Here is a 19,054-nt window from a genome sequence, read left to right on the forward strand (position 1 = left end):
ACGGAAATGACATGACCACAGACGCCATACTGATCAGCCGCGACGATGCTGTTGCAACGGTAACCCTGAACCGCCCGGAAAAGCGGAATGCCCTGAATTTGCCGATGTGGCTCGGTCTGACCGCCCGGTTTGCCGAAATCGAAGCTGATGACAGCATTCGCGCTGTTGTGCTGACCGGTGCCGGTGAGCATTTTGGCGTCGGCGCTGATATCAGCGAATTCGAGACAGCCTACAAGACGGCAGCCGATGCAGAAGCTTATGGCGCCATCATGTTCGAGACTGTCTGTGCCATCCGGGATTGCACGAAGCCGGTGGTTGCCGCAATCAACGGCAATTGTATCGGCGGGGGCATGGAAATTGCGGCGCTGTGCGATGTCCGGATCTGCGGCGAAAGCTCGAAGTTCGGCGCACCGGTCAGCAAGCTCGGGATCACCATGCCGCTGATGTTCATGGAGGTGTTGGTGCAGGTGACCGGGCCTGTGGTGGCGAAGGAAATATTGCTGGAGGCACGGGTCTTTGACGCGGCTGAAGCCCGGCTCAATCATCTTGTGACCCGCGTTGTACCGGACAGTGATGTTCGGGATGCAGCGATGAAATCTGCGCTTTCCATGTCGCGTAATGCACCGCTTGCGAACAGTCGGCACAAGGCGCTGGTAAACCGGCTGGCGTCAGGTGAAGTGATGACACCGGCAGACCATACGGGCACTTACGCCTGCTTTGATTCTGAGGACTTCCGGGAAGGCTACCGGGCGTTTCTGGAGAAACGTAAGCCGGTCTTTACCGGCAGCTGACGGTATGGCCGGGGCAACACCACTGATCTGGGTTCTGGTTGATCCCCGGGCGGGGACGGCCAATCAGGCATTGGGTGTTGCCGATAAGCTGGGGCTGGCTTTTGTCGAAAAGCCTCTCGAATACAGCGGCTTCGCCCGATTGCCGAATTTCGGGGCTTCCCTGCGGGCGCTGACAGCCGCGTCCAAAGCAACAATTGAAGCGCCCTGGCCGGATATGGTCATTGCCGCGGGCCGTCGGTCAGCCGCGGTTGCGCGATATGTCCGGAAACAGTCCCCCTCGACACGCCTGATACAGATCATGGACCCCGGTGGTGATCTTTCAGTGTTTGATCTGCTGGCCATCCCCGCCCATGACAAGCCACCGGTTGCTGACAACATTCTGCCTGTTACGGGTGCGCCGCATCGCATCAATGCGGATGGCCTGAAGGCTGCCGGTCAGGAATGGATCGACAGGTTTGAGGGGATGCCGCGCCCCTGGATTGCCGTGCTGGTGGGCGGGGCGACAAAACGTAAACCCTTCCCCCCGGCGCTGGCGGCGCGGCTGTCAAAATCTGTCGCGGCGCTGGCTGAGACTGTCGGTGGCAGCCTGCTGGTCAGTACAAGCCGTCGGACAGGGGCATCCATTGATGCGTTCAGTGCGGAACTGCCACCGGCGAGCTATCTCTATCGCTATGATGATCCGGGGCCGAATCCCTATCATGGTCTTCTGGCGCTGGCCGATGGCATTGTCGTGACGGGCGATTCTGTGTCGATGGTTTGCGAAGCCTGTGCGCCCGGAGTGCCGGTCTGGATATTCAGCCCGCCTGGTTTTGCCATTGAAAAGCATGAATCGCTGCACCGTGACCTTTACGAACGGGGAGCAGCCCGCCCGTTCAGCAACGAATGGACGGACTGGCAGCCAGCGCCACTGGACGAGGCGGCGCGGATTGCCAGCCGGGCGAGGCGGTTGCTCGGTTTGGAGGAGGATGCCTGATTTCGCGGCAAACATAGACTGGCTGTTTACCGAACACCGGTTTCCGGACCGTTTCGCGATAGCTTCTGCTGCCGGGTTTTCAGCGGTGGAATTTTCTGCGCCTTATCAGATGGATGTGAGCGAGATCAGGAAACGGCTGCGGCGCTATGGCCTGAAGCTGGTGGTAATTGATACGCCGCCTGCGGCAGATGGTGTCATAGGTGTGGGAGCCGTTCCCGGGCGGTCAGCAGATTTCCTCGACGGTATCAGACGTGCCGTCGATATGGCGGCGGAACTTTCCTGCCCGCTGGTCCATGCGGTTGCCGGGGTGGTGGAAGGGGATGTTACCCATGATGTTGCCCGTTCGGTCTTTGTCGAGAACCTCAACAAGGCGGTTGAAATTGCGGCGGCGGCAAAAATTGTTCTGACGCTTGAGCCGATCAACCCGTTTGATATCGCCGGGTACTTCCTCAATCGCACGGGGGATGCGGTCGCTATCATCAATCAGATCGACAGTCCGAACCTGCGTCTGCAACTGGATTTCTATCACCGGCAGATGCTGGAAGGCAGCCTGACCGAGGCCTGGGAAGAACACCGGAACCTGATCGCCCATATTCAGATTGCGGGCCTGCCGGGACGACACGAACCGGATGATGGCGAAATCTGGTATCCGCATCTGTTCGACCGACTGGATCGGGACGGGTATACTGGCTGGATCGGGTGCGAATATAGCCCGCGCGGAAAAACGCTCGAAGGTTTGCGTTGGGCGTCGCGCTGGGGTATCGGGCTTGTCGTCCAATCTCCAAGGGCTGAATAATGACGTTTCCAGATAAACATTTTGTCGATATCGGCTCCTATGCTGATGCCTATTACAATCGCCTGTCGCTGGCGACCGCCTCGATTGACCGGGGTGCCCTGTCAAAGGCGGTGCGCCTGCTGGGCGATGTCCTGAAACGCGACGGACAGATATTCTCCTGCGGCAACGGGGGCTCAGCCTCTATCGCGAACCATCTGCTGTGTGATTTCGCCAAGGGAATCCAGACCGACACAACGGTAAAACCCCGCGTCGTCTCGTTGTCGTCGAATGTGGAGATGCTCACCGCCATTGCCAATGACATCTCCTATGATGATGTCTTCGTTTATCAGCTTGCGACACAGGCCAGACCGGGTGACCTGCTGATGACGATCTCGTCTTCGGGGGATTCCGAAAATGTTATCCGGGCGCTTGCCCATGCACGCGAAAACGATATCACCACCATCGCACTGACCGGTTTTTCCGGCGGGCGCAGCGGTAAATATGCCGATGCCCATATTCATGTCAGTGGAGACAATTACGGCGTTGTCGAGGATGCCCATCAGTCGGTGATGCATCTGCTCGCACAGTATCTGCGTCTGTCCATGATGCCGAAAGACGTGATCAGCCAGCGCAAGTTCTGACCTGCGGCAGATCATAATGGACCGGAGACCGTTACAGGGAATGGTCCTGTTGCTTTGCCGGCACAATGTCTACCTCTTCCGGGCATCAGGAGAATCAGCATGTATGTGCCACGCCATTTCGAACTGACGGACCGGGCCGGGATTGACCAGCGGCTTGAAGAAGACTCATTTGCCATGCTGGTGACGGTGATTGATGGACAGCCCTTTGCCACACATCTGCCTTTGCTGGCGAAACGTGACGGTGAGCAGCTGATCCTCCGGGGGCATGTCGCTCGCGCCAACCCGCACTGGAAGTCGTTCACGGCGGAAACCGAATCGCTGGCTGTCTTCAGTGGCCCGCATTGCTACATCTCGCCCCGCTGGTACGCCGCGAAAGGGCTGGTCCCGACCTGGAACTACGAGGCCATTCACGCCTATGGCCCGGTCCGGGTGCTGGAGGAGGCATCAGATGTCCGCCAGCTGCTGGATGACCTCACGGCAAAGTTCGAAGCAGATGCGCCCGAGCCCTGGACCACTGAGGGAGCGATGGACGACAAGGCATTGTTTGCGATGATGCGCGGCATCGTCGGCTTTGAAATGACAGTGACCCGCCTCGAAGCAAAATCAAAGATGGGCCAGAACCGGGGCGCTGACGATGTGCAAGGTGCCGCAAAGGCACTGGACAGCAGCCCGAGAGAAATGGATCGCGCTGTCGCCGGGCTGATGCGGGCGCGGTTTAGCGACTAGATAGCGCCGATTATCCCGGAACCGGTGGTATTTGGCGGCTGACGTTCGGGTTTCACCATTATCCTTCGAAACGGCGCCTGGCGCCTCCTCAGGATGAGGTCCACCTCATATACGAACCTCATCCTGAGGAGCGCTGAAAGCGCGTCTCGAAGGATGAAAATACATCCGCAGCATTGTCAGGTTAGCTCGGGTCTGCCTTTCCGGAATGACAGGGGCAGGATTGTCATCCCTTCTTCACCGGCAACTGCTGTTCCACCAGTGTCACCCAGTAGCTGACGCCGATGGGGGCGACCTCGTCGTTGAAGTCGTAGCCGGGGTTGTGGAGCATACAGCCGTGGAAAGAGCCTGAATCGGCACCCTGACCGAGCCAGACATAGCTGCCGGGGCGGGCCTCCAGCATATAGGCGAAATCTTCGGCGCCCATGGAGGGGCGGATGTTGCGGACCACGTTTTCTTCGCCCACCACAGCCGCCGCCGCTGCTGCGGCATATTCGGTTTCTTCCGCCGCATTGACCGTCGGCGGATATTTGCGGCGGTAGGTAAAGGAGATTTCGACGCCATGGGCGGCGGCAATGCCGTCGATGATGCGCTTCATCAGTGGTTCGATCTGGTCCCGCAGTGCGGGTGAGAAGGCACGGCAGGTACCGGCCAGTTTTACCGTGTCGGGAATGATGTTGTAGGCGTCACCGGCATGGATCTGGGTGACGGATACGACAACCGGCTCAAGCGGATCGGCGATGCGGCTGGATATGGTTTGCAGGGCCTGAATGATTTCGGCGGCGACGACAATTGAATCCGTTCCCAGATTCGGCATCGCGGCATGGGCGCCGGTGCCGCTGATTTCGATATCGAAATTGTCAGCGGAGGCCATCATCGGGCCGGTCTTGACCGCGATCTGACCCGGTTTCAGGCCCGGCCAGTTATGCATGCCATAGACAGCATCGACCGGGAACAGATCAAACAGGCCGTCTTCGACCATCACCCGCCCGCCGGCTTCGTTTTCCTCGGCCGGCTGAAAGATGAAATGGACAGTGCCGTCGAAACTTTTGGTTTCCGAGAGGATTTTCGCAGCCCCCAGCAACATCGCCACGTGGCCGTCATGACCACAGGCATGCATCTTTCCGGGATGGCGTGACGCATGCTCGAACGTGTTCTTTTCCAGTAGGTTCAGCGCATCCATATCCGCCCGCAAACCGATGGCCCGGTTGCCCCTGCCGCATTTCAGCGTGCCGACAACCCCGGTCCGGGCCAGACCGCGATGAACATCCAGTCCGAATTCTTCAAGTTTTGCCGCGACAACATCGCCGGTACGGACTTCCTCGAAGGCGGTTTCCGGATGAGCGTGGATGTCACGCCGCCAGGTCTGCATGTCTTTCTGAAGCTCGGCGGCGCGTTTGATGATGGACATGGCGTTAATCCTTCAGTCAGGCCTAGAACAGGCTGGCAGCGGCCATTTGCGGGCCGCGATGTCGGGTGATATCGGGCAGAACGGCACTGTCGGCGGAGGTGTTTATCAGTGTGCCGTTTTTGACGACGGCAAGGTGATTGGCCTTATCGGCGGCCATGTTGATGTCGGCTGTCGGATCTCCCCGGACGATCAGCAGATCCGCGGCGAGCCCTTCGCGCAGGATACCCCGGTCATCAAGGCGCAGCAGGTCAGCCGCGGCGGAGGTGCCAAAGCGAAGCGCGTCGACGGGCGAGATGCCGTTATCGACCATGTAGCGCAGTTCCTGTGCATTCTCACCATGGTAGTTGAAGGGCGTGCCCGCATCGGTGCCCAGTGCAATCTTGCCGCCGGCCTTGTAAAATTTCTGGATCGACTTGCGGTGCTGTTCCGCACAGCGTTGTGATTTTTCGACAATATAGTCGGGAATGCCCTTTTCGGCATTGCCGAGAATATTGGCCAGTGCCGCCAGTGTCGGAACCAGATAGGTGCCGCGTTCCAGCATCGCCCGGCAGCATTCATCATCCATGAAAATGCCGTGTTCGATGGAGGTGACACCCCCCAGTGTAGCGTTGAGAATACCGGCGGCGCCCTGCGCGTGGCTGGCGGTGGTCTTGTTGAAACGGGTTGCCTCGGCAATGCCGGCGGCTATTTCAGCGGCTGAATAGTGGGCGTCTTCCGGATTGACGCCGGGGGTCATGACGCCGCCGGTTGCCATAATCTTCACCAGATCGCTGCCCTTGTGGATCTGTTCACGGACCGCCTTGACCACATCGTCGATACCGTCAGCGACGCGCCCGTGCCGGTTGCCATGGCCGCCGGTCATGCAGATGATCCGCCCGGCCGCGCGGATGCTGGGGCCAAGATATCGACCGCTGTTACAGGCATCACGGATGGCGAATTCCATATAATCCCGGCCGCCACAGTCACGAATGGCGGTGATGCCGCCGCGCAATGTGGCATTGGCATGTTCCATACCGCGCAGGGTGGTCTGTGCCGGGGTGAATTCTTCCAGCTTTACCGACGGGTTTGGCTCACCGCCATAGAGGATATGCACATGGGCATCCATCAGGCCCGGCAGCAGGGTGCCGCCGGTGGTATCCACGGTCTCTCCCGTAAAGCCGTCAAATTCGGCGACCGGAGCGATGCGGACGATGATGCCATCCTGCACGGCAATTGCATGTCCGTCGATAATCCGGTCGACGCCGTCGAATATACGTCCGCCGCTATACAGGGTTGGCATGTTCAGGTCTCCTCATCGGGCAGGGGGCGATCAGTCTCCGGCGGAATCCGGTTTTCTTCAACCGCATGGCAGGCAACACGGCCACCGGGAACCTCTATCGGTTCCGGCCGCTCAACACGGCAGCGGTCATTGGCATGGGGGCAGCGGGGATGAAAGGCGCAACCACTGGGCGGGTTGATCGGGTTTGGCACTTCGCCGGCAACCGGTTCGCGTTCCCTCCCGGTCATGCCGAGGTCGGGAATCGTATCCAGCAGCAACCGGGTGTAGGGATGCAGCGGGCGGCGGAATAATGTCTTCTTGTCCGCAACCTCGCAGATGCGCCCGAGATACATCACCGCGACATGGTCTGATATGTGATAGACCACCGCCAGATTGTGCGAGATGAACAGGTAAGTCAGTCCGAAATCGCGCTGCAGCTGTTTCATCAGGTTCAGGATTTGCGCCTGTACCGAGACATCAAGGGCTGAGGTCGGCTCGTCGCAGACAAGGAATTCCGGTTCGCTGGCCAGCGCCCGTGCGATGGAAATACGCTGTCTTTGCCCGCCGGAGAATTCATGCGGGTATTTGACTCCGTCCTTGGGATTCAGCCCGACATGGCTCAGCAACTCGCCGACACGAATGGCAATATCCGCTGTGTTGTCGATCAGCCCATAGGCCCGGATTGGTTCGGCAATGATATCGAAGACCCGCCAGCGCGGATTCAGGCTGGCATAGGGGTCCTGAAAGATCATCTGCAGTTTCTTGCGAAAGGGTGCCATTGCCTTGCGGCTGGAATCAGCAGAGATGGCATTGCCTTCAAACTCGATCTCGCCGCCGGTTGGCTGGTGCAGGCCCACGATCAGCCGGGCAATTGTCGATTTTCCGCAACCGGATTCGCCGACGATTGAGAATGTCTGTCCCCGTCCAATCTCGAAATCAACACCGTCGACAGCTTTCAGTATCTGCTTGCCGGAGCCGCTGAGCAGCCGGTTCAGAAATGGCGCGGAGACGTCGAAATACCGTTTCAGCCCGGTGACGCGGAGGACGATGTCCGTTGCCGGTCCCTCAGACATGGCCAGCCTCCCGGTCATACAGCCAGCAGGCGGCCTGTGTGGTGCCTGCATCCATCAGGTCGGGACGGTCGCGTTCGCAGCGGCCAAAACGCTCGGAGCAGCGCGGGTTGAAGGCACAGCCGGCCGGGATCTCGGTCAGCCGCGGCATTGAACCATCAATCTGGGTGAGGTTTTCAACATCTTCCCCGATCATCGGGATCGACCCCATCAACCCCTTTGTGTAGGGATGCTTCGGATTCTTGACGACATCACGAACCGGTCCGATCTCGGCAATCCGCCCCGCATACATCACCGCGACCCGGTCGGCCGTTTCGGCAATGACGCCCATGTCATGGGTGACCAGCATGACGGCTGTACCGTTGTCGCGGCAGAGCCGTTTGAGCAGCGAGATGATTTGCGCCTGGATCGAGACATCCAGTGCCGTCGTCGGTTCATCCGCGATAATCAGCTTAGGTCGGGCACAGAGCGCCAGCGCGATGACGACCCGCTGGCGCATACCGCCGGAGAACTGATGCGGATAACTGTCGATCCGTTCTGCTGCGGCGGGAATCCCAACTTCCACAAGCAGCTCCAGCGCCCGTGCATCAGCCTGTGCCTTGCTGATGTCTTCGTGGGTCAGGATGGTCTCGGTCAGCTGCTCGCGTATGGTATAGAGCGGATTGAGGCTGGTCAGCGGATCCTGAAAGATTGCGCCGATCGACTTGCCACGTATCCGGCGCATCTTCTCATAGGGCAGATTGTCGATACGGTTGCCGTCGAGCCGGATTTCTCCGGCGGCAACCCGTCCCGGTGGTTCCAGCAGCCCGATGATGGCGGCGCCGGTCAGTGACTTTCCGGCACCGGATTCACCGACGACACCCAGCACTTCACCGGGATTGATCTGGAGTGAGATATCGTCGACGGCGACGAGCGTGCCATGTCGGGTCGGGAATTCGATCCGGAGATTGCGAACGTCGAGCAGGGGCGGAATGCCGGTCATTTCATCGCTCATTCCGTCACCGCAACTTCGGGTTCAGCGCGTCGCGCAGCCAGTCACCCAGCAGATTTACCGCGAGGACCAGAATGGCAAGGGTAATGCCGGGGAAGATGGTGATCCACCATTCGCCGGAGAACAGGAAGTTGTTGCCGATGCGGATCAGCGTGCCCAGTGACGGCTCGGTTGGCGGCACCCCCACACCAAGGAAACTCAGCGTCGCCTCGGTAATAATGGCGATGGCGAGGTGAATGGTGGCGATCACCAGTACCGGGCCGGTGACATTGGGCAGCACATGTTTCAGCATGATCAGTATGGGATGAATGCCGATCACCTTGGCGGCCTGAACATACTCCTTGTTCTTTTCGACCAGTGTGGAGCCGCGCACTGTCCGGGCATACTGCACCCATCCGGATATGCCGATGGAGAATATCAGCACATAGATGGCCAGATTTTCACGCTGATCACTGGGCAGCAGACCACGGGCAATACCGTCGACCAGCAGCGCGATCAGGATCGCCGGAAAGGAGAGCTGTATTTCTGCCACCCGCATGATGAACGCATCCACGACACCGCCGACATATCCGGATAACAGGCCAAGGCTGACCCCGAGTACAAGTGAGAACACCACAGAGGCAAAGCCGACCAGCAGGGATATCCGTGAGCCATAGAGAATTGTGGAAAACACATCCCGGCCAAGATCGTCGGTTCCCAGCAGAAAGTCCGGACTTCCGCCCTCCATCCAGACCGGCGGTGTCTGTGAGTCCATCAGGTCAATCGAGGCGAGGTCGAACGGATTATGCGGCGCGATCAGCGGGGCGCAGACGGCAGACATGATCATCACGGCGGTTACAAAGGCCGCGATCATGGTCACCTTGGAACGGGTGAAACTGTACCAGACATCACCATCAAAGAAGGCCCGGACGGAGCCGGTGACACGCTGGCTGAGGGTTGGTTTGGTTATATCGGTCATTTAGTGTGCTGCCCCCCGGTCGGCCCGCAGGCGCGGGTCGATAACGTAGTAGAGCAGGTCAACGATCAGGTTGATCAGCACAAAGATGAAAGCGATCAGCATCAGGTAGGCTGACATGATCGGAATATCGACAGCGCCGATTGCCTGCAGGAACATCAGCCCCATTCCGGGCCACTGGAAGACGGTCTCGGTAATGATTGCAAAGGCGATGAGGGAGCCAAGTTGCAGGCCGGTGATCGTGATGACCGGAACCAGCGTGTTCTTGAGGGCATGTCCGAAATGCACAGCCCGGTTGGTCAGCCCCCGGGCGCGGGCAAACTTGATGAAGTCGGTACGCAGCACTTCCAGCATTTCCGAACGGACCAGCCGCATGATCAGGGTCAGCTGGAACAGGCCCAGGGTTACGGACGGCATAATCAGTGCTTTCAGTCCGGAAGGGGTCAGCAGACCGGTTGTCCAGCCACCAATGCTGACCACATCTCCGCGCCCGAAGGAGGGCAGCAGGTTGAACTGCACCGAAAAGACAAAGATCAGCAGAATACCGATCAGAAAGGTCGGAATGGAGATGCCGATCAGAGAGATCGACAGGAAGAATTTGCTCAGCGCACTGTCTTTGTTCAGGCCGGTATAGACACCCATGGGCACCCCGACCAGAAGGGCAAACAGGGCGGCGACCATGCTGAGTTCCAGTGTCGCCGGCATCCGTTCCATGATCAGGTCGGTCACCGGTTTCTTGTGCTGATAGGAAATACCGAATTCGAACTGCGCCGCCTTGGCGATGAATCGCCCGAACTGCACGACGGCAGGGTCGTTCAGCCCCAGCCTTTCGCGTAATTCAGCGCGTTCTTCAATCGAGGTTTCAATGCCAACCATCTGGTTCACCGGGTCACCGACAAAGGTGAACATGAAGAACGAGACGAGCGCGACAATGAACATCACGAGGATGGATTGCGCAAAACGGCGGATAACAAAAGCCAGCATTCAGGAATCGCCAGAAAGGAGGGGAGGCCGGTCCGGTACCCTACAGGTTCCGGACCGGCCCGTCGGGTTCAGATTACTTCACGTTGACGTGATACATCATGAACTCGTTGTCGGCGCGCTGGACCAGATCGATGTTGTCCTTCTTGCCCCAGGCAAGGCCCTGCTGGTGCAGGGGAATATAGGACACATCATCAACATTGATCTTCCAGACCTGTTCGATCAGCGCCTGACGTTTGGCCTGATCGGTCTCTTCCTTGACCATTGCGGTCAGCTTGTCAGCTTCCGGGCTGCAATAGCCGCCAAGGTTGAACTTGCCGGAACCGGTTGCGTCGTCATAGCAGCCGAGAATGTTGTAGAGCACATTCCAGCTGTCAAAGCTGCCCGGTGTCCAGCCCAGCAGATAGAAACTGGTATCCAGTGCCGGGGCGAGGATCTTCTTGAAGTAATTGGCTTTTGGCTGGGCCAGAAGGTCAATCTTCACACCGACCTTTGCCAGCATGGAAACCACGGCCTGACAGATCGCCTCGTCATTCACATAGCGGTTGTTCGGGCAATCCAGAGTGACGGTGAAACCATCCGGATACCCGGCTTCTGTCAGCAGTTTTTTAGCGTTGTCCGGATCGTAGGGCAGACGTTCGAAATTTGGTGATGAACCGTTGATGCCCGGTGCGACCATCAGGGCAGAGGGGGTCGACAGTCCGCGCATGATCTTGGTCTTGATCGCTTCGATATCGATCGCCTGATAGAACGCCTGACGGACACGCTTGTCCTTGAAAGGGTTCTTGCCCTTGACGCTGGAATGCAGAAGCTCGTCCCGGCGCTGGTCCATGCCAAGGAAGATGGTCCGCAGTTCCGGCCCGGCCAGAACCGAGGTGCCGTTATTGCTATCGATGCGGGCCATATCCTGTACGGGAACCGGATACATCAGGTCGATTTCACCGGACAGCAGGGCAGCGACCCGGGTTGCATCGGACGAAATCGGCGTAAAGGTTACTTCCGTCAGATTGTGTTTCTTGTTGGCGGCATTCCACCAGGTTTCATTCGGCACGAAGACGGTTTTTACGTCAGCCTGACGTTCCTTGACCTTGAAGGCACCAGTGCCGTTGGCATTGAAGGCTGCGTAGTTGGTCTTGCCTTCAGTGACGCTCGATGGGGCGACCGCATCGTTGGCCTCGGCCCATTCCTTGTCGATGATATACCAGGTCGACCATTCTGAATGCAGGATGGGATTCGGTGCCGGGGTGATGAAATCGACCGTATGATCGTCGACCTTGACCACCTTGACGTCCTTGCCGACACGGGTTTTCAGATCAGATCCGTCGGCCCGGACGCGATCGGCAGAAAAGACGACATCATCAGCCGTGAAATCATTACCGTTCTGGAACTTCACGCCCTTGCGCAGGTGAAAGCGCCAGCGTGTCGGTTCCGGAATTTCCCAGCTCTCGGCAAGTGCCGGGATGATTTTCAGATCGGGATCACGACGGACAAGGCCTTCATAGATGTTGCCCAGAAACCCAAGGGTAAATGTCTCATTGAGGACATAGGGGTCAAGTGACTGGGCATCGCCCTGAAACGACCATTTGAAAGTTTTTGCCTGGGCTGGTGCTGTAACAGCAACGCATGCAACAGCTGCCAGAGCAGTGGCGATATGTGTGAAACGCATTTTTGCCTCCGTTGTTTTTCTTTTAGCGCATCCCGGACGGACAAATACGGTCTGTTGCCGCTCTCCCTTTGCCTGCGCGGGCTCAGGACATGAAGCCTCAAGGGGATTGCGAAGACTGTCAAACCAATTTCCCTTTCCCGGGCTTGTACTCCGGGGTCTGCCGGACTAGCTTCCGGTTAACTCATCGGGGGGCCCTGCCGGGCTGAGAAGCGTTAGACGCTGACCCGTGAACCTGAACCGGGTAATGCCGGCGGAGGAAATGAGGGTCGCAAAATCCGCGATAACCCTGATCCAGCTTCCGCCAGCACCCTGCTAGTGGAGTGACATGGACAAGTCCGTATCAAATGCCCTGACTGCTGTACGCGAATCCTCGCCTGCCGTTCATTGCATTACCAATTCGGTTGCCCAGAATTTTACGGCGAATGTGCTGCTGGCACTTGGAGCGCACCCTTCGATGACCCACGACGCGGATGAAGTCGGCGAGTTTGTCGCTTCCGCTGATGCGTTGCTGGTGAACCTTGGCACCCTTGATCCCGCCCGCCGCCGCAGTATCGATCTGGCGATCACCTCGGCAGAGAATGTGGGCATCCCCTGGGTACTGGACCCGGTGATGATAGAACGTTCGCATCGCCGGGCGGAGTCCGCAGCACAATATCTGTTGCGAAAACCAACGGTGTTGCGTGCGAATGGCCGGGAGACAGCCCTGATGGCCGGCGGCTCCGATATGGATGCCTTCCGTCGTTTTGCGAAAGAGGCCGGAACGATTCTGGCGGTTACCGGTCCGGTCGATCATGTGGTTTCTGCCGGGCAGTCAGCCGATTGCAGCCTTGGAACGCCGCTGATGCATCAGGTGACCGGGTTTGGCTGCGCGCTGTCCGCCGTCATCGCGGCCTTCCTGGCCGCAGAGGATGATCCGGAGGCTGCAACCCTTGCCGCCCTGCATTGTGTTGGGGAAGCTGGTGAACGGGCAGCTGTATCGGCTGCCGGTCCGGCCAGTTTTGCCATTTCCTTTATTGATGAACTGTCCCGTCTCGGGGAGGAAACGAATGTCTGATATGCTCGATCTGTCACTTTATATCTGCGTTGGACCGTCGCATTGTCCGGAAGGGCAGATTGTCGATGTTGCCCGGCAGGCCGCAGCAGGCGGGGTGACCCTTGTCCAGTTGCGGGACAAGACATCCGGCACCCGGGAGATGATCGAGACGGCGCGGGCGCTGGTCGCGGCACTGACGCCGCTCGGTGTCCCCCTGCTGATCAATGACCGGGTAGATGTGGCGCTGGCCAGTGGTGCGGCTGGCATTCATGTCGGTCAGCAGGATATGACGGTTGAAGATGCCCGGCGACTGCTCGGTCCGGATGCAATTATCGGCCTCACGGTCAAGAATGAGCGGCAGGCAAATGAGGCCCCGGTTGACCTGCTCGACTATGTCAGTTTCGGCGGTGTCTTCGAGACCACCAGCAAGAAGAACCCGGACCCGCCAATCGGGCTGGATGGCTTGCGTCATCTCGCCGGAATTGTCCGGGAGCGTTGCAAACTGCCGCTCTGTGCCATTGCGGGAATCAGTGTGGATAATGCTGCGGGGGTGATTGAAGCCGGTGTTGATGGCGTTTGCGTTGTCTCTGCCATCACGCAATCCGGGCAGCCTGAAGCCGCTTCACGGCAACTGGCCGGGATTGTCCGGGATGCCGGTGCTGCGAAAGGAGCGGCGGCATGAACAAGACAGCTATTGCCGTTACTGTTGCAGGTTCAGACAGCGGTGGCGGAGCCGGTATTCAGGCTGACCTGAAAACCTTTTCCGCACTTGGCGTCTATGGTGCCAGCGTTATTACAGCGCTGACCGCGCAGAACACCCGGGAAGTACGGGCAATTCATGATGTCCCGGCCGACTTTATCACCAGCCAGTTTGAGACCGTGCTTGATGACCTGGTCGTCGATGCGGTGAAGATCGGCATGCTGAGCCAGCCGGATGTTATTCGCAGGGTGGCTGACTGCCTGGCGAAGTATTCTGTCCGGAATATTGTGCTGGATCCGGTGATGGTCGCCAAAAGCGGCGACAAGCTGCTGGCGGATGCGTCGGTTGAGGTGTTGCGGGAGATGCTGCTGCCTGTCGCCGATATCATTACGCCGAATATGCCGGAAGCCGCTGTGCTGCTCGGACGGACAGAAAATGAGGTCGCTGCAGATCCGGAAGCCGCCGGGCGTGATCTTTTGCGGCTCGGCGCGAAAGCCGTTCTGCTCAAGGGCGGGCATGGCAAGGGGCCGGAGAGCACGGACCTGTTGTTGTCCGGTGATACTATTCTGGTGCTGACCAGTCCGCGTATTCCGACACGTAATACGCATGGGACCGGTTGTACCTTGTCATCGGCGATTGCTGCCGGTCTGGCCAAGGATATGGATGTCACATCTGCTGTCCGGATCGGGAAAGCTTATATCGAAGCCGCCATTCTTGGTGCAGACAGCCTGGATATTGGTCGGGGGCATGGCCCTGTTCATCATTTTCATGCCCTGTGGAAGGCCAGGAGTTGAGATCATGGCAGCGCCCGGACTGACCGTTCACGACTCTGAATTGAGGTTTGGTGGTGCCATTGTGTTTACCGATCTTAATCTTGCGGTGCGCGGCGGTTGCTGGACGGCCGTACTGGGTGCCAGCGGGGTCGGAAAAACCAGTCTTCTGCGGCTTGTTGCGGGACTGACGGATACAGCGATAATTTCCGGGCGGGTTGATGCGGATGATGGTCAGCCGCTGGAAAACCGGATTGCCTATATGGCGCAGCAGGACTTGCTGTTGCCCTGGCTGACCGCACTGGAAAATGTCGCTTTGCCGGTCCGGCTTCAGGAAGGTCGTATATCCGCAGATCAGCAGCACCGGGCGCTTCATTATCTGGACCTGGTCGGGCTGGCGGATGAGGCAGCGAAACTCCCGGCGGCGCTGTCCGGAGGGATGCGTCAGCGTGTTGCACTGGCCCGCACCTTGTTTCTCGAACGCGATATTGTCCTGATGGATGAACCTTTTTCGGCGCTGGACGCGATCTCCCGGTTCCGGTTGCAGGCGGAAGCGGCGCGCCTGCTGGAAGATAAAACCGTGATGCTGGTTACCCATGACCCGATGGAGGCATTGCGTCTGGCGGATGCCATTTATGTGCTGGATGGCAAACCGGCATCGGTCAGTCAGCCGATCAAGATGACAGGCAGAACGCCCCGTGCCGTGGATGATCCTTCCGTAACCGGTCATTACGGCTCGCTGATGCGTCTGCTGGGTGGTGAAGGGGCTGCCGCATGACATCGGGTCTGCGAATGCTCGCCATTACGGTATTGCTGTTGCTTGGCTGGCAGTTGGTTGTGTGGCTGACCGGGGTGCCACCCTATCTGCTGCCCGGACCGATGGCCGTCGCCGTCACGCTGGTCGATGACTTTGGCTATATCCTGCATCATGCCGGCGTCACCGGGCTTGAGATACTTCTTGGTCTGCTGCTGGGGACACTGCTGGGCTCGGTCTCCGCGCTCACACTGGCGTCCTTCCGTTCTGCCCGCCGGTGGTTGTTGCCGCTGCTGGTGATCAGCCAGGCCCTGCCGGTCTTTGCGCTGGCCCCGGTTCTGACACTCTGGCTCGGCTATGGCCTGTTCTCGAAGGTCGCGATGGCGACGCTGATCATCTATTTCCCGGTGACGGCTGCTTTCTATGACGGCCTGCGTGCGACGGAACCCGGCTGGGTTGATTTCGCCCGTACTGTCGGAGCAACGCCACGGTCTGTCCTGCGCCATATCCGCATCCCGGCGGCTCTGCCAGCCTTTGGCAGCGGTTTGCGGGTCGCGGCCGCCGTCGCTCCCATTGGCGCTGTCGTTGGCGAATGGGTCGGGTCTAGTGCCGGACTTGGTTTTCTCATGCTGCATGCCAATGGACGTATGCAGATTGATCTGATGTTCGCTGCCCTCGCGGTTCTCGCGGTCATCGGGCTCGTTGTTTATTTCGCGACGGATCTGTTGCTGCGGCGGTTGACCCGCTGGCAGACGGAAACCCTCTTTACCGATATGAAAGGCTCTTCTTCATGAAACTGCTCCGAACACTTGGTCTGACGGCGGCACTTGCTGTTGCAACTTCTCCCGCACTGGCCGCAGACAAGCTGACGGTCCTGCTGGACTGGTTCGTCAATCCGGACCATGCGCCGCTGATCATCGCACAACAAAAGGGGTTCTTCGCGGCAGAGGGGCTGGATGTGGAACTGGTTGCGCCGTCTGACCCCAGTGCTCCGCCGAAGCTGGTTGCGGCGGGCAAGGCTGATCTCGCGGTTTCCTATCAGCCGCAGCTGCATGTACAGGTTGAGGAAGGTCTGCCGCTGGCACGGATCGCGACGATTGTTGCGACGCCGCTGAATTCGCTGGTGGTGCTGGCTGATGGTCCGGTCAAGTCGATCGCCGACCTGAAGGGCCGGAAAGTCGGATTCTCTGTCGGCGGTTTTGAGGATGTCATTCTCGGTGCGATGCTGCGCAAGCACGGGGTTGATGTGAAAGATGTCGAACTGATCAACGTCAATTTCTCGCTCTCACCTTCGATCATCTCCGGTCAGGTCGATGCGGTTATCGGCGCCTTCCGGAATTTTGAGCTGAACCAGATGGATATCGTCGGACGTCCGGGCCGGGCTTTCTATGTCGAGGAAGAAGGTGTTCCGGCCTATGATGAACTGATCATCGTCGCCAGTAACCAGCGTCTGGATGACCCGAAGTTCAGTCGTTTTGTCCGCGCGCTGGAAGCGGCAACCATGTATCTCATCAATCATCCGGATGAAGCCTGGAAGGCATTTATTGCCACAGACAAGAAGCTGGATGACGAACTGAACAAGCGGGCATGGGCGGATACCCTGCCGCGCTTTGCCCTGCGTCCGGGGGCGATGGATAATGCCCGTTATGCCCGGTTCGCCGAATTCATGATCCGCGAAGGCATGATCAGGAAGGCCCCGGCAGTTGAAACCTATGCGGTGGAGCTGAAGTAGCATGAGCACGGCTGCCTTTGACCGCCTGAAGGGTGTCTGCCGTAAGGATTGGGATGCCTATATCACCCACGATTTTGTCAGGGGCATTGCCAGAGGCGATCTTCCGGCAGCCAAATTCCGGCATTATCTGGAGCAGGACTATCTGTTCCTGATCCAGTTTGCCCGTGCTTATGCGCTGGCCATCTACAAGTCCGACAGCCTGGCGCGCATGCGCCAGGCCAGAGGCGGGCTGGAGGCGATACTGGATATCGAGATCGGTCTGCATGTCGAGTTCTGTGCCGGCTGGGGCATCGGGGAAGAACGGCTGGAAAGCATTCCGGAGCACCCGGCCTGCATGGCCTATACGCGCTATGTGCTGGAACGCGGCATGGCGGGCAATCTCGCTGATCTGCATATGGCTCTGGCTCCCTGCATTCTGGGCTATGGCGAGGTCGCGCAATGGATTTTGCAATGGCCGGAAACCAGACGCGACGGTAACCCCTATCAGGCATGGATTGATATGTATTCGGGTAACGAATATGCGGAAGTTGCTGCCGCCGAATCCCGGATGCTTGATGAACTGACATCCGAAGTCACGCCTGACGGCCAGCAGTGGAAAAGCTGGGAGAAGACATTCACGGATGCAACCCGGCTTGAAGTCGGATTCTGGGATATGGGGCTGGAATAACCGGGGACATGACTGGTGACAGGCTTCAGGAAGAAAATGTTTCTCAGGCTAAACGGAATAATATTCTGATATCACATTACTGTTTCCTGGCGTCTGGCGACGGTGTATCCCGTGTTAATGGAAAACTTTATTTATCTCCCGCCTGAACTCAGCCCGCTTGGGGCGGTGGTTCTGATTGGCGTCAGTCTCCTTACCTCCTTCATTTCGGCAGCTCTCAGTCTTGGTGGTGGCACGATCATGGTTGCGGTCATGGCCGTGCTGCTGCCGCCGACGGCGCTCATCCCGGTGCATGGTATTGTCCAGCTTGGCTCGAACGGTGGCCGGGCCGCATTACTGCTGAAGCATATTGATATCTGGTCACTCTGGCCGTTCTTTGTCGGTACGCTGATCGGCGTGGCGATTGGCGGGGCGGTATTTGTGAATATCGCACCCTGGGCGATTGAGGCGGGTATCGGGCTGTTCATTCTGTGGACAGTGTTCGGAAAGATGCCTTCCCTGGGAGGGCGCTACCTGATCGGCAGCGGTATCTTCTCTGCGGTTCTCACCATGTTCTTCGGTGCAACCGGGCCGTTTATTTCCGCTATCGTCAAAACCATGAAGCTGGACCCGGTCGCGCATACGGGCACACATGCGATCATGATGACCGCCCAGCATCTGCTGAAGGTGGTGGCGTTCGGTGTTCTGGGATTTACCTTCGCCCCCTATATCCCGCTGATCGTCGCGATGGTGGTCTGCGGTCAGATCGGTACGGTGATTGGCAAGCGCATGCTGATCAAATCGGGCAAGACCTATTTCAAGCCGTTCCTCAGTGGTTTGCTGACTATTCTGGCGCTGCGTCTGCTCTGGACGGGGCTCGAAGGTTATCTCGGACGTTCGCTGTTTTAAAAGACGAACGTCCGATTAGCGGGGGATGTGAAGGTCTATTTACCCTTCTTGGCCGCCGATGGCATGACTGGCTTGCCGGCGTTGGAATTGGCGGTTGCCAGGACCTTTTCTTTGACTTTTTTCGGTTTTTTGGCTTCCCGATTGCCGCGCTGATTGTCACCTTTACCCATGATGCTGCATCCCTTGAAATGTCCCGGCGTCAGAAGGTCTGACATGGCGGGTACAGGTTATCTGCCGGGCGTTCTTGAACGGAGACCGGCAGGAATAATCGCGAACTT

The 19,054-nt window shown here is 58.5% G+C and carries 20 protein-coding genes and 1 riboswitch; of the genes, 13 read left to right on the forward strand and 7 right to left on the reverse strand.

All coding sequences use genetic code 11. The features are described 5' to 3' along the window. The first annotated feature begins 11 nt into the window (after window positions 1–11). The 5 genes from GH722_12910 (at window position 12) to GH722_12930 (ending at window position 3,906) form a co-directional block, all read left to right on the forward strand. Entirely contained in the window at window positions 12–791 is a 780-nt protein-coding gene (locus GH722_12910) for an enoyl-CoA hydratase/isomerase family protein (protein MRG72662.1), read from the forward strand. A gap of 4 nt (window positions 792–795) precedes the next feature. After that, window positions 796–1,764 carry a nucleoside-diphosphate sugar epimerase gene (locus tag GH722_12915; protein ID MRG72663.1) on the forward strand — a complete coding sequence of 323 codons (969 nt, stop codon included), beginning with the start codon at window positions 796–798 and terminating at the stop codon, window positions 1,762–1,764. Continuing rightward, complete coding sequence (locus GH722_12920) at window positions 1,757–2,560, forward strand: TIM barrel protein (protein ID MRG72664.1); 804 nt, start codon at window positions 1,757–1,759, stop codon at window positions 2,558–2,560. The genes GH722_12915 and GH722_12920 overlap by 8 nt, the downstream gene beginning before the upstream one ends. After that, window positions 2,560–3,180 (forward strand): SIS domain-containing protein, encoded by a 621-nt coding sequence (locus GH722_12925; GenBank protein MRG72665.1) that lies wholly within the window; start codon window positions 2,560–2,562, stop codon window positions 3,178–3,180. The genes GH722_12920 and GH722_12925 overlap by 1 nt, the downstream gene beginning before the upstream one ends. A 99-nt stretch (window positions 3,181–3,279) precedes the next feature. Next, a complete protein-coding gene (locus tag GH722_12930) occupies window positions 3,280–3,906 on the forward strand; it encodes an FMN-binding negative transcriptional regulator (protein MRG72666.1) in 627 nt (208 codons plus the stop codon). 223 nt (window positions 3,907–4,129) lie between these two features. Here GH722_12930 and GH722_12935 read toward each other — a convergent pair whose 3' ends face one another. From GH722_12935 to GH722_12965, 7 genes are all read right to left on the reverse strand, one after another. Then, complete coding sequence (locus tag GH722_12935) at window positions 4,130–5,314, reverse strand: amidohydrolase (GenBank protein MRG72667.1); 1,185 nt, start codon at window positions 5,312–5,314, stop codon at window positions 4,130–4,132. Between the two features lie 22 nt (window positions 5,315–5,336). Further along, window positions 5,337–6,593: an amidohydrolase family protein gene (locus GH722_12940; protein MRG72668.1), complete on the reverse strand. Its 1,257-nt coding sequence runs from the start codon at window positions 6,591–6,593 to the stop codon at window positions 5,337–5,339. Window positions 6,594–6,595: 2 nt separating this feature from the next. Next, window positions 6,596–7,663 (reverse strand): ATP-binding cassette domain-containing protein, encoded by a 1,068-nt coding sequence (locus GH722_12945; protein ID MRG72669.1) that lies wholly within the window; start codon window positions 7,661–7,663, stop codon window positions 6,596–6,598. Beyond that, window positions 7,638–8,624 carry an ATP-binding cassette domain-containing protein gene (locus GH722_12950; protein ID MRG72670.1) on the reverse strand — a complete coding sequence of 329 codons (987 nt, stop codon included), beginning with the start codon at window positions 8,622–8,624 and terminating at the stop codon, window positions 7,638–7,640. Before GH722_12950 ends, GH722_12945 begins: the two co-directional genes overlap by 26 nt. A 16-nt stretch (window positions 8,625–8,640) precedes the next feature. After that, window positions 8,641–9,591 carry an ABC transporter permease subunit gene (locus GH722_12955; protein MRG72671.1) on the reverse strand — a complete coding sequence of 317 codons (951 nt, stop codon included), beginning with the start codon at window positions 9,589–9,591 and terminating at the stop codon, window positions 8,641–8,643. Further along, a complete protein-coding gene (locus GH722_12960; protein MRG72672.1) occupies window positions 9,592–10,572 on the reverse strand; it encodes an ABC transporter permease subunit in 981 nt (326 codons plus the stop codon). It abuts the gene before it with no gap. Between the two features lie 73 nt (window positions 10,573–10,645). Continuing rightward, window positions 10,646–12,235, reverse strand: coding sequence for an ABC transporter substrate-binding protein (locus GH722_12965; protein MRG72673.1), 1,590 nt, complete (start codon window positions 12,233–12,235; stop codon window positions 10,646–10,648). 175 nt (window positions 12,236–12,410) lie between these two features. Beyond that, a riboswitch (TPP riboswitch) is annotated at window positions 12,411–12,511 on the forward strand. Window positions 12,512–12,560: 49 nt separating this feature from the next. Between GH722_12965 and thiM the strand changes: the two genes are divergently transcribed. The 8 genes from thiM (at window position 12,561) to GH722_13005 (ending at window position 18,776) form a co-directional block, all read left to right on the forward strand. Further along, window positions 12,561–13,289: a hydroxyethylthiazole kinase gene (gene thiM / locus GH722_12970; GenBank protein MRG72674.1), complete on the forward strand. Its 729-nt coding sequence runs from the start codon at window positions 12,561–12,563 to the stop codon at window positions 13,287–13,289. Next, on the forward strand, window positions 13,282–13,950 hold the full coding sequence (gene thiE / locus GH722_12975) for a thiamine phosphate synthase (protein ID MRG72675.1): 669 nt from the start codon (window positions 13,282–13,284) through the stop codon (window positions 13,948–13,950). Before thiM ends, thiE begins: the two co-directional genes overlap by 8 nt. Then, on the forward strand, window positions 13,947–14,762 hold the full coding sequence (thiD, locus tag GH722_12980; protein ID MRG72676.1) for a bifunctional hydroxymethylpyrimidine kinase/phosphomethylpyrimidine kinase: 816 nt from the start codon (window positions 13,947–13,949) through the stop codon (window positions 14,760–14,762). The genes thiE and thiD overlap by 4 nt, the downstream gene beginning before the upstream one ends. A 4-nt stretch (window positions 14,763–14,766) precedes the next feature. Then, complete coding sequence (locus GH722_12985; protein MRG72677.1) at window positions 14,767–15,516, forward strand: ATP-binding cassette domain-containing protein; 750 nt, start codon at window positions 14,767–14,769, stop codon at window positions 15,514–15,516. Continuing rightward, the gene (locus GH722_12990) at window positions 15,513–16,286 is read left to right on the forward strand and encodes an ABC transporter permease subunit (GenBank protein ID MRG72678.1); all 774 of its coding nucleotides are present in this window, start codon (window positions 15,513–15,515) and stop codon (window positions 16,284–16,286) included. The genes GH722_12985 and GH722_12990 overlap by 4 nt, the downstream gene beginning before the upstream one ends. Beyond that, window positions 16,283–17,224, forward strand: a complete 942-nt coding sequence (locus tag GH722_12995) for an ABC transporter ATP-binding protein (GenBank protein MRG72679.1) — start codon at window positions 16,283–16,285, stop codon at window positions 17,222–17,224. Before GH722_12990 ends, GH722_12995 begins: the two co-directional genes overlap by 4 nt. Window position 17,225: 1 nt before the next feature. Next, window positions 17,226–17,891, forward strand: a complete 666-nt coding sequence (gene tenA / locus GH722_13000) for a thiaminase II (protein ID MRG72680.1) — start codon at window positions 17,226–17,228, stop codon at window positions 17,889–17,891. Between the two features lie 117 nt (window positions 17,892–18,008). Then, window positions 18,009–18,776: a TSUP family transporter gene (locus GH722_13005; GenBank protein ID MRG72681.1), complete on the forward strand. Its 768-nt coding sequence runs from the start codon at window positions 18,009–18,011 to the stop codon at window positions 18,774–18,776. Window positions 18,777–19,054: the final 278 nt, after the last annotated feature.

The organism is Alphaproteobacteria bacterium HT1-32, from assembly GCA_009649675.1.
GTDB lineage: Bacteria > Pseudomonadota > Alphaproteobacteria > Rhodospirillales > HT1-32 > HT1-32.

What these genes read in the sequence shown, in the direction of transcription:
- GH722_12910 (MRG72662.1), top strand. Translation starts at nt 12, where the DNA reads ATGACCACAGACGCCATACTGATCAGCCGCGACGATGCTGTTGCAACG.
- GH722_12915 (MRG72663.1), top strand. Translation starts at nt 796, where the DNA reads ATGGCCGGGGCAACACCACTGATCTGGGTTCTGGTTGATCCCCGGGCG.
- GH722_12920 (MRG72664.1), top strand. Translation starts at nt 1,757, where the DNA reads ATGCCTGATTTCGCGGCAAACATAGACTGGCTGTTTACCGAACACCGG.
- GH722_12925 (MRG72665.1), top strand. Translation starts at nt 2,560, where the DNA reads ATGACGTTTCCAGATAAACATTTTGTCGATATCGGCTCCTATGCTGAT.
- GH722_12930 (MRG72666.1), top strand. Translation starts at nt 3,280, where the DNA reads ATGTATGTGCCACGCCATTTCGAACTGACGGACCGGGCCGGGATTGAC.
- GH722_12935 (MRG72667.1), bottom strand. Translation starts at nt 5,314, where the DNA reads ATGTCCATCATCAAACGCGCCGCCGAGCTTCAGAAAGACATGCAGACC.
- GH722_12940 (MRG72668.1), bottom strand. Translation starts at nt 6,593, where the DNA reads ATGCCAACCCTGTATAGCGGCGGACGTATATTCGACGGCGTCGACCGG.
- GH722_12945 (MRG72669.1), bottom strand. Translation starts at nt 7,663, where the DNA reads ATGACCGGGAGGCTGGCCATGTCTGAGGGACCGGCAACGGACATCGTC.
- GH722_12950 (MRG72670.1), bottom strand. Translation starts at nt 8,624, where the DNA reads ATGACCGGCATTCCGCCCCTGCTCGACGTTCGCAATCTCCGGATCGAA.
- GH722_12955 (MRG72671.1), bottom strand. Translation starts at nt 9,591, where the DNA reads ATGACCGATATAACCAAACCAACCCTCAGCCAGCGTGTCACCGGCTCC.
- GH722_12960 (MRG72672.1), bottom strand. Translation starts at nt 10,572, where the DNA reads ATGCTGGCTTTTGTTATCCGCCGTTTTGCGCAATCCATCCTCGTGATG.
- GH722_12965 (MRG72673.1), bottom strand. Translation starts at nt 12,235, where the DNA reads ATGCGTTTCACACATATCGCCACTGCTCTGGCAGCTGTTGCATGCGTT.
- thiM (MRG72674.1), top strand. Translation starts at nt 12,561, where the DNA reads ATGGACAAGTCCGTATCAAATGCCCTGACTGCTGTACGCGAATCCTCG.
- thiE (MRG72675.1), top strand. Translation starts at nt 13,282, where the DNA reads ATGTCTGATATGCTCGATCTGTCACTTTATATCTGCGTTGGACCGTCG.
- thiD (MRG72676.1), top strand. Translation starts at nt 13,947, where the DNA reads ATGAACAAGACAGCTATTGCCGTTACTGTTGCAGGTTCAGACAGCGGT.
- GH722_12985 (MRG72677.1), top strand. Translation starts at nt 14,767, where the DNA reads ATGGCAGCGCCCGGACTGACCGTTCACGACTCTGAATTGAGGTTTGGT.
- GH722_12990 (MRG72678.1), top strand. Translation starts at nt 15,513, where the DNA reads ATGACATCGGGTCTGCGAATGCTCGCCATTACGGTATTGCTGTTGCTT.
- GH722_12995 (MRG72679.1), top strand. Translation starts at nt 16,283, where the DNA reads ATGAAACTGCTCCGAACACTTGGTCTGACGGCGGCACTTGCTGTTGCA.
- tenA (MRG72680.1), top strand. Translation starts at nt 17,226, where the DNA reads ATGAGCACGGCTGCCTTTGACCGCCTGAAGGGTGTCTGCCGTAAGGAT.
- GH722_13005 (MRG72681.1), top strand. Translation starts at nt 18,009, where the DNA reads ATGGAAAACTTTATTTATCTCCCGCCTGAACTCAGCCCGCTTGGGGCG.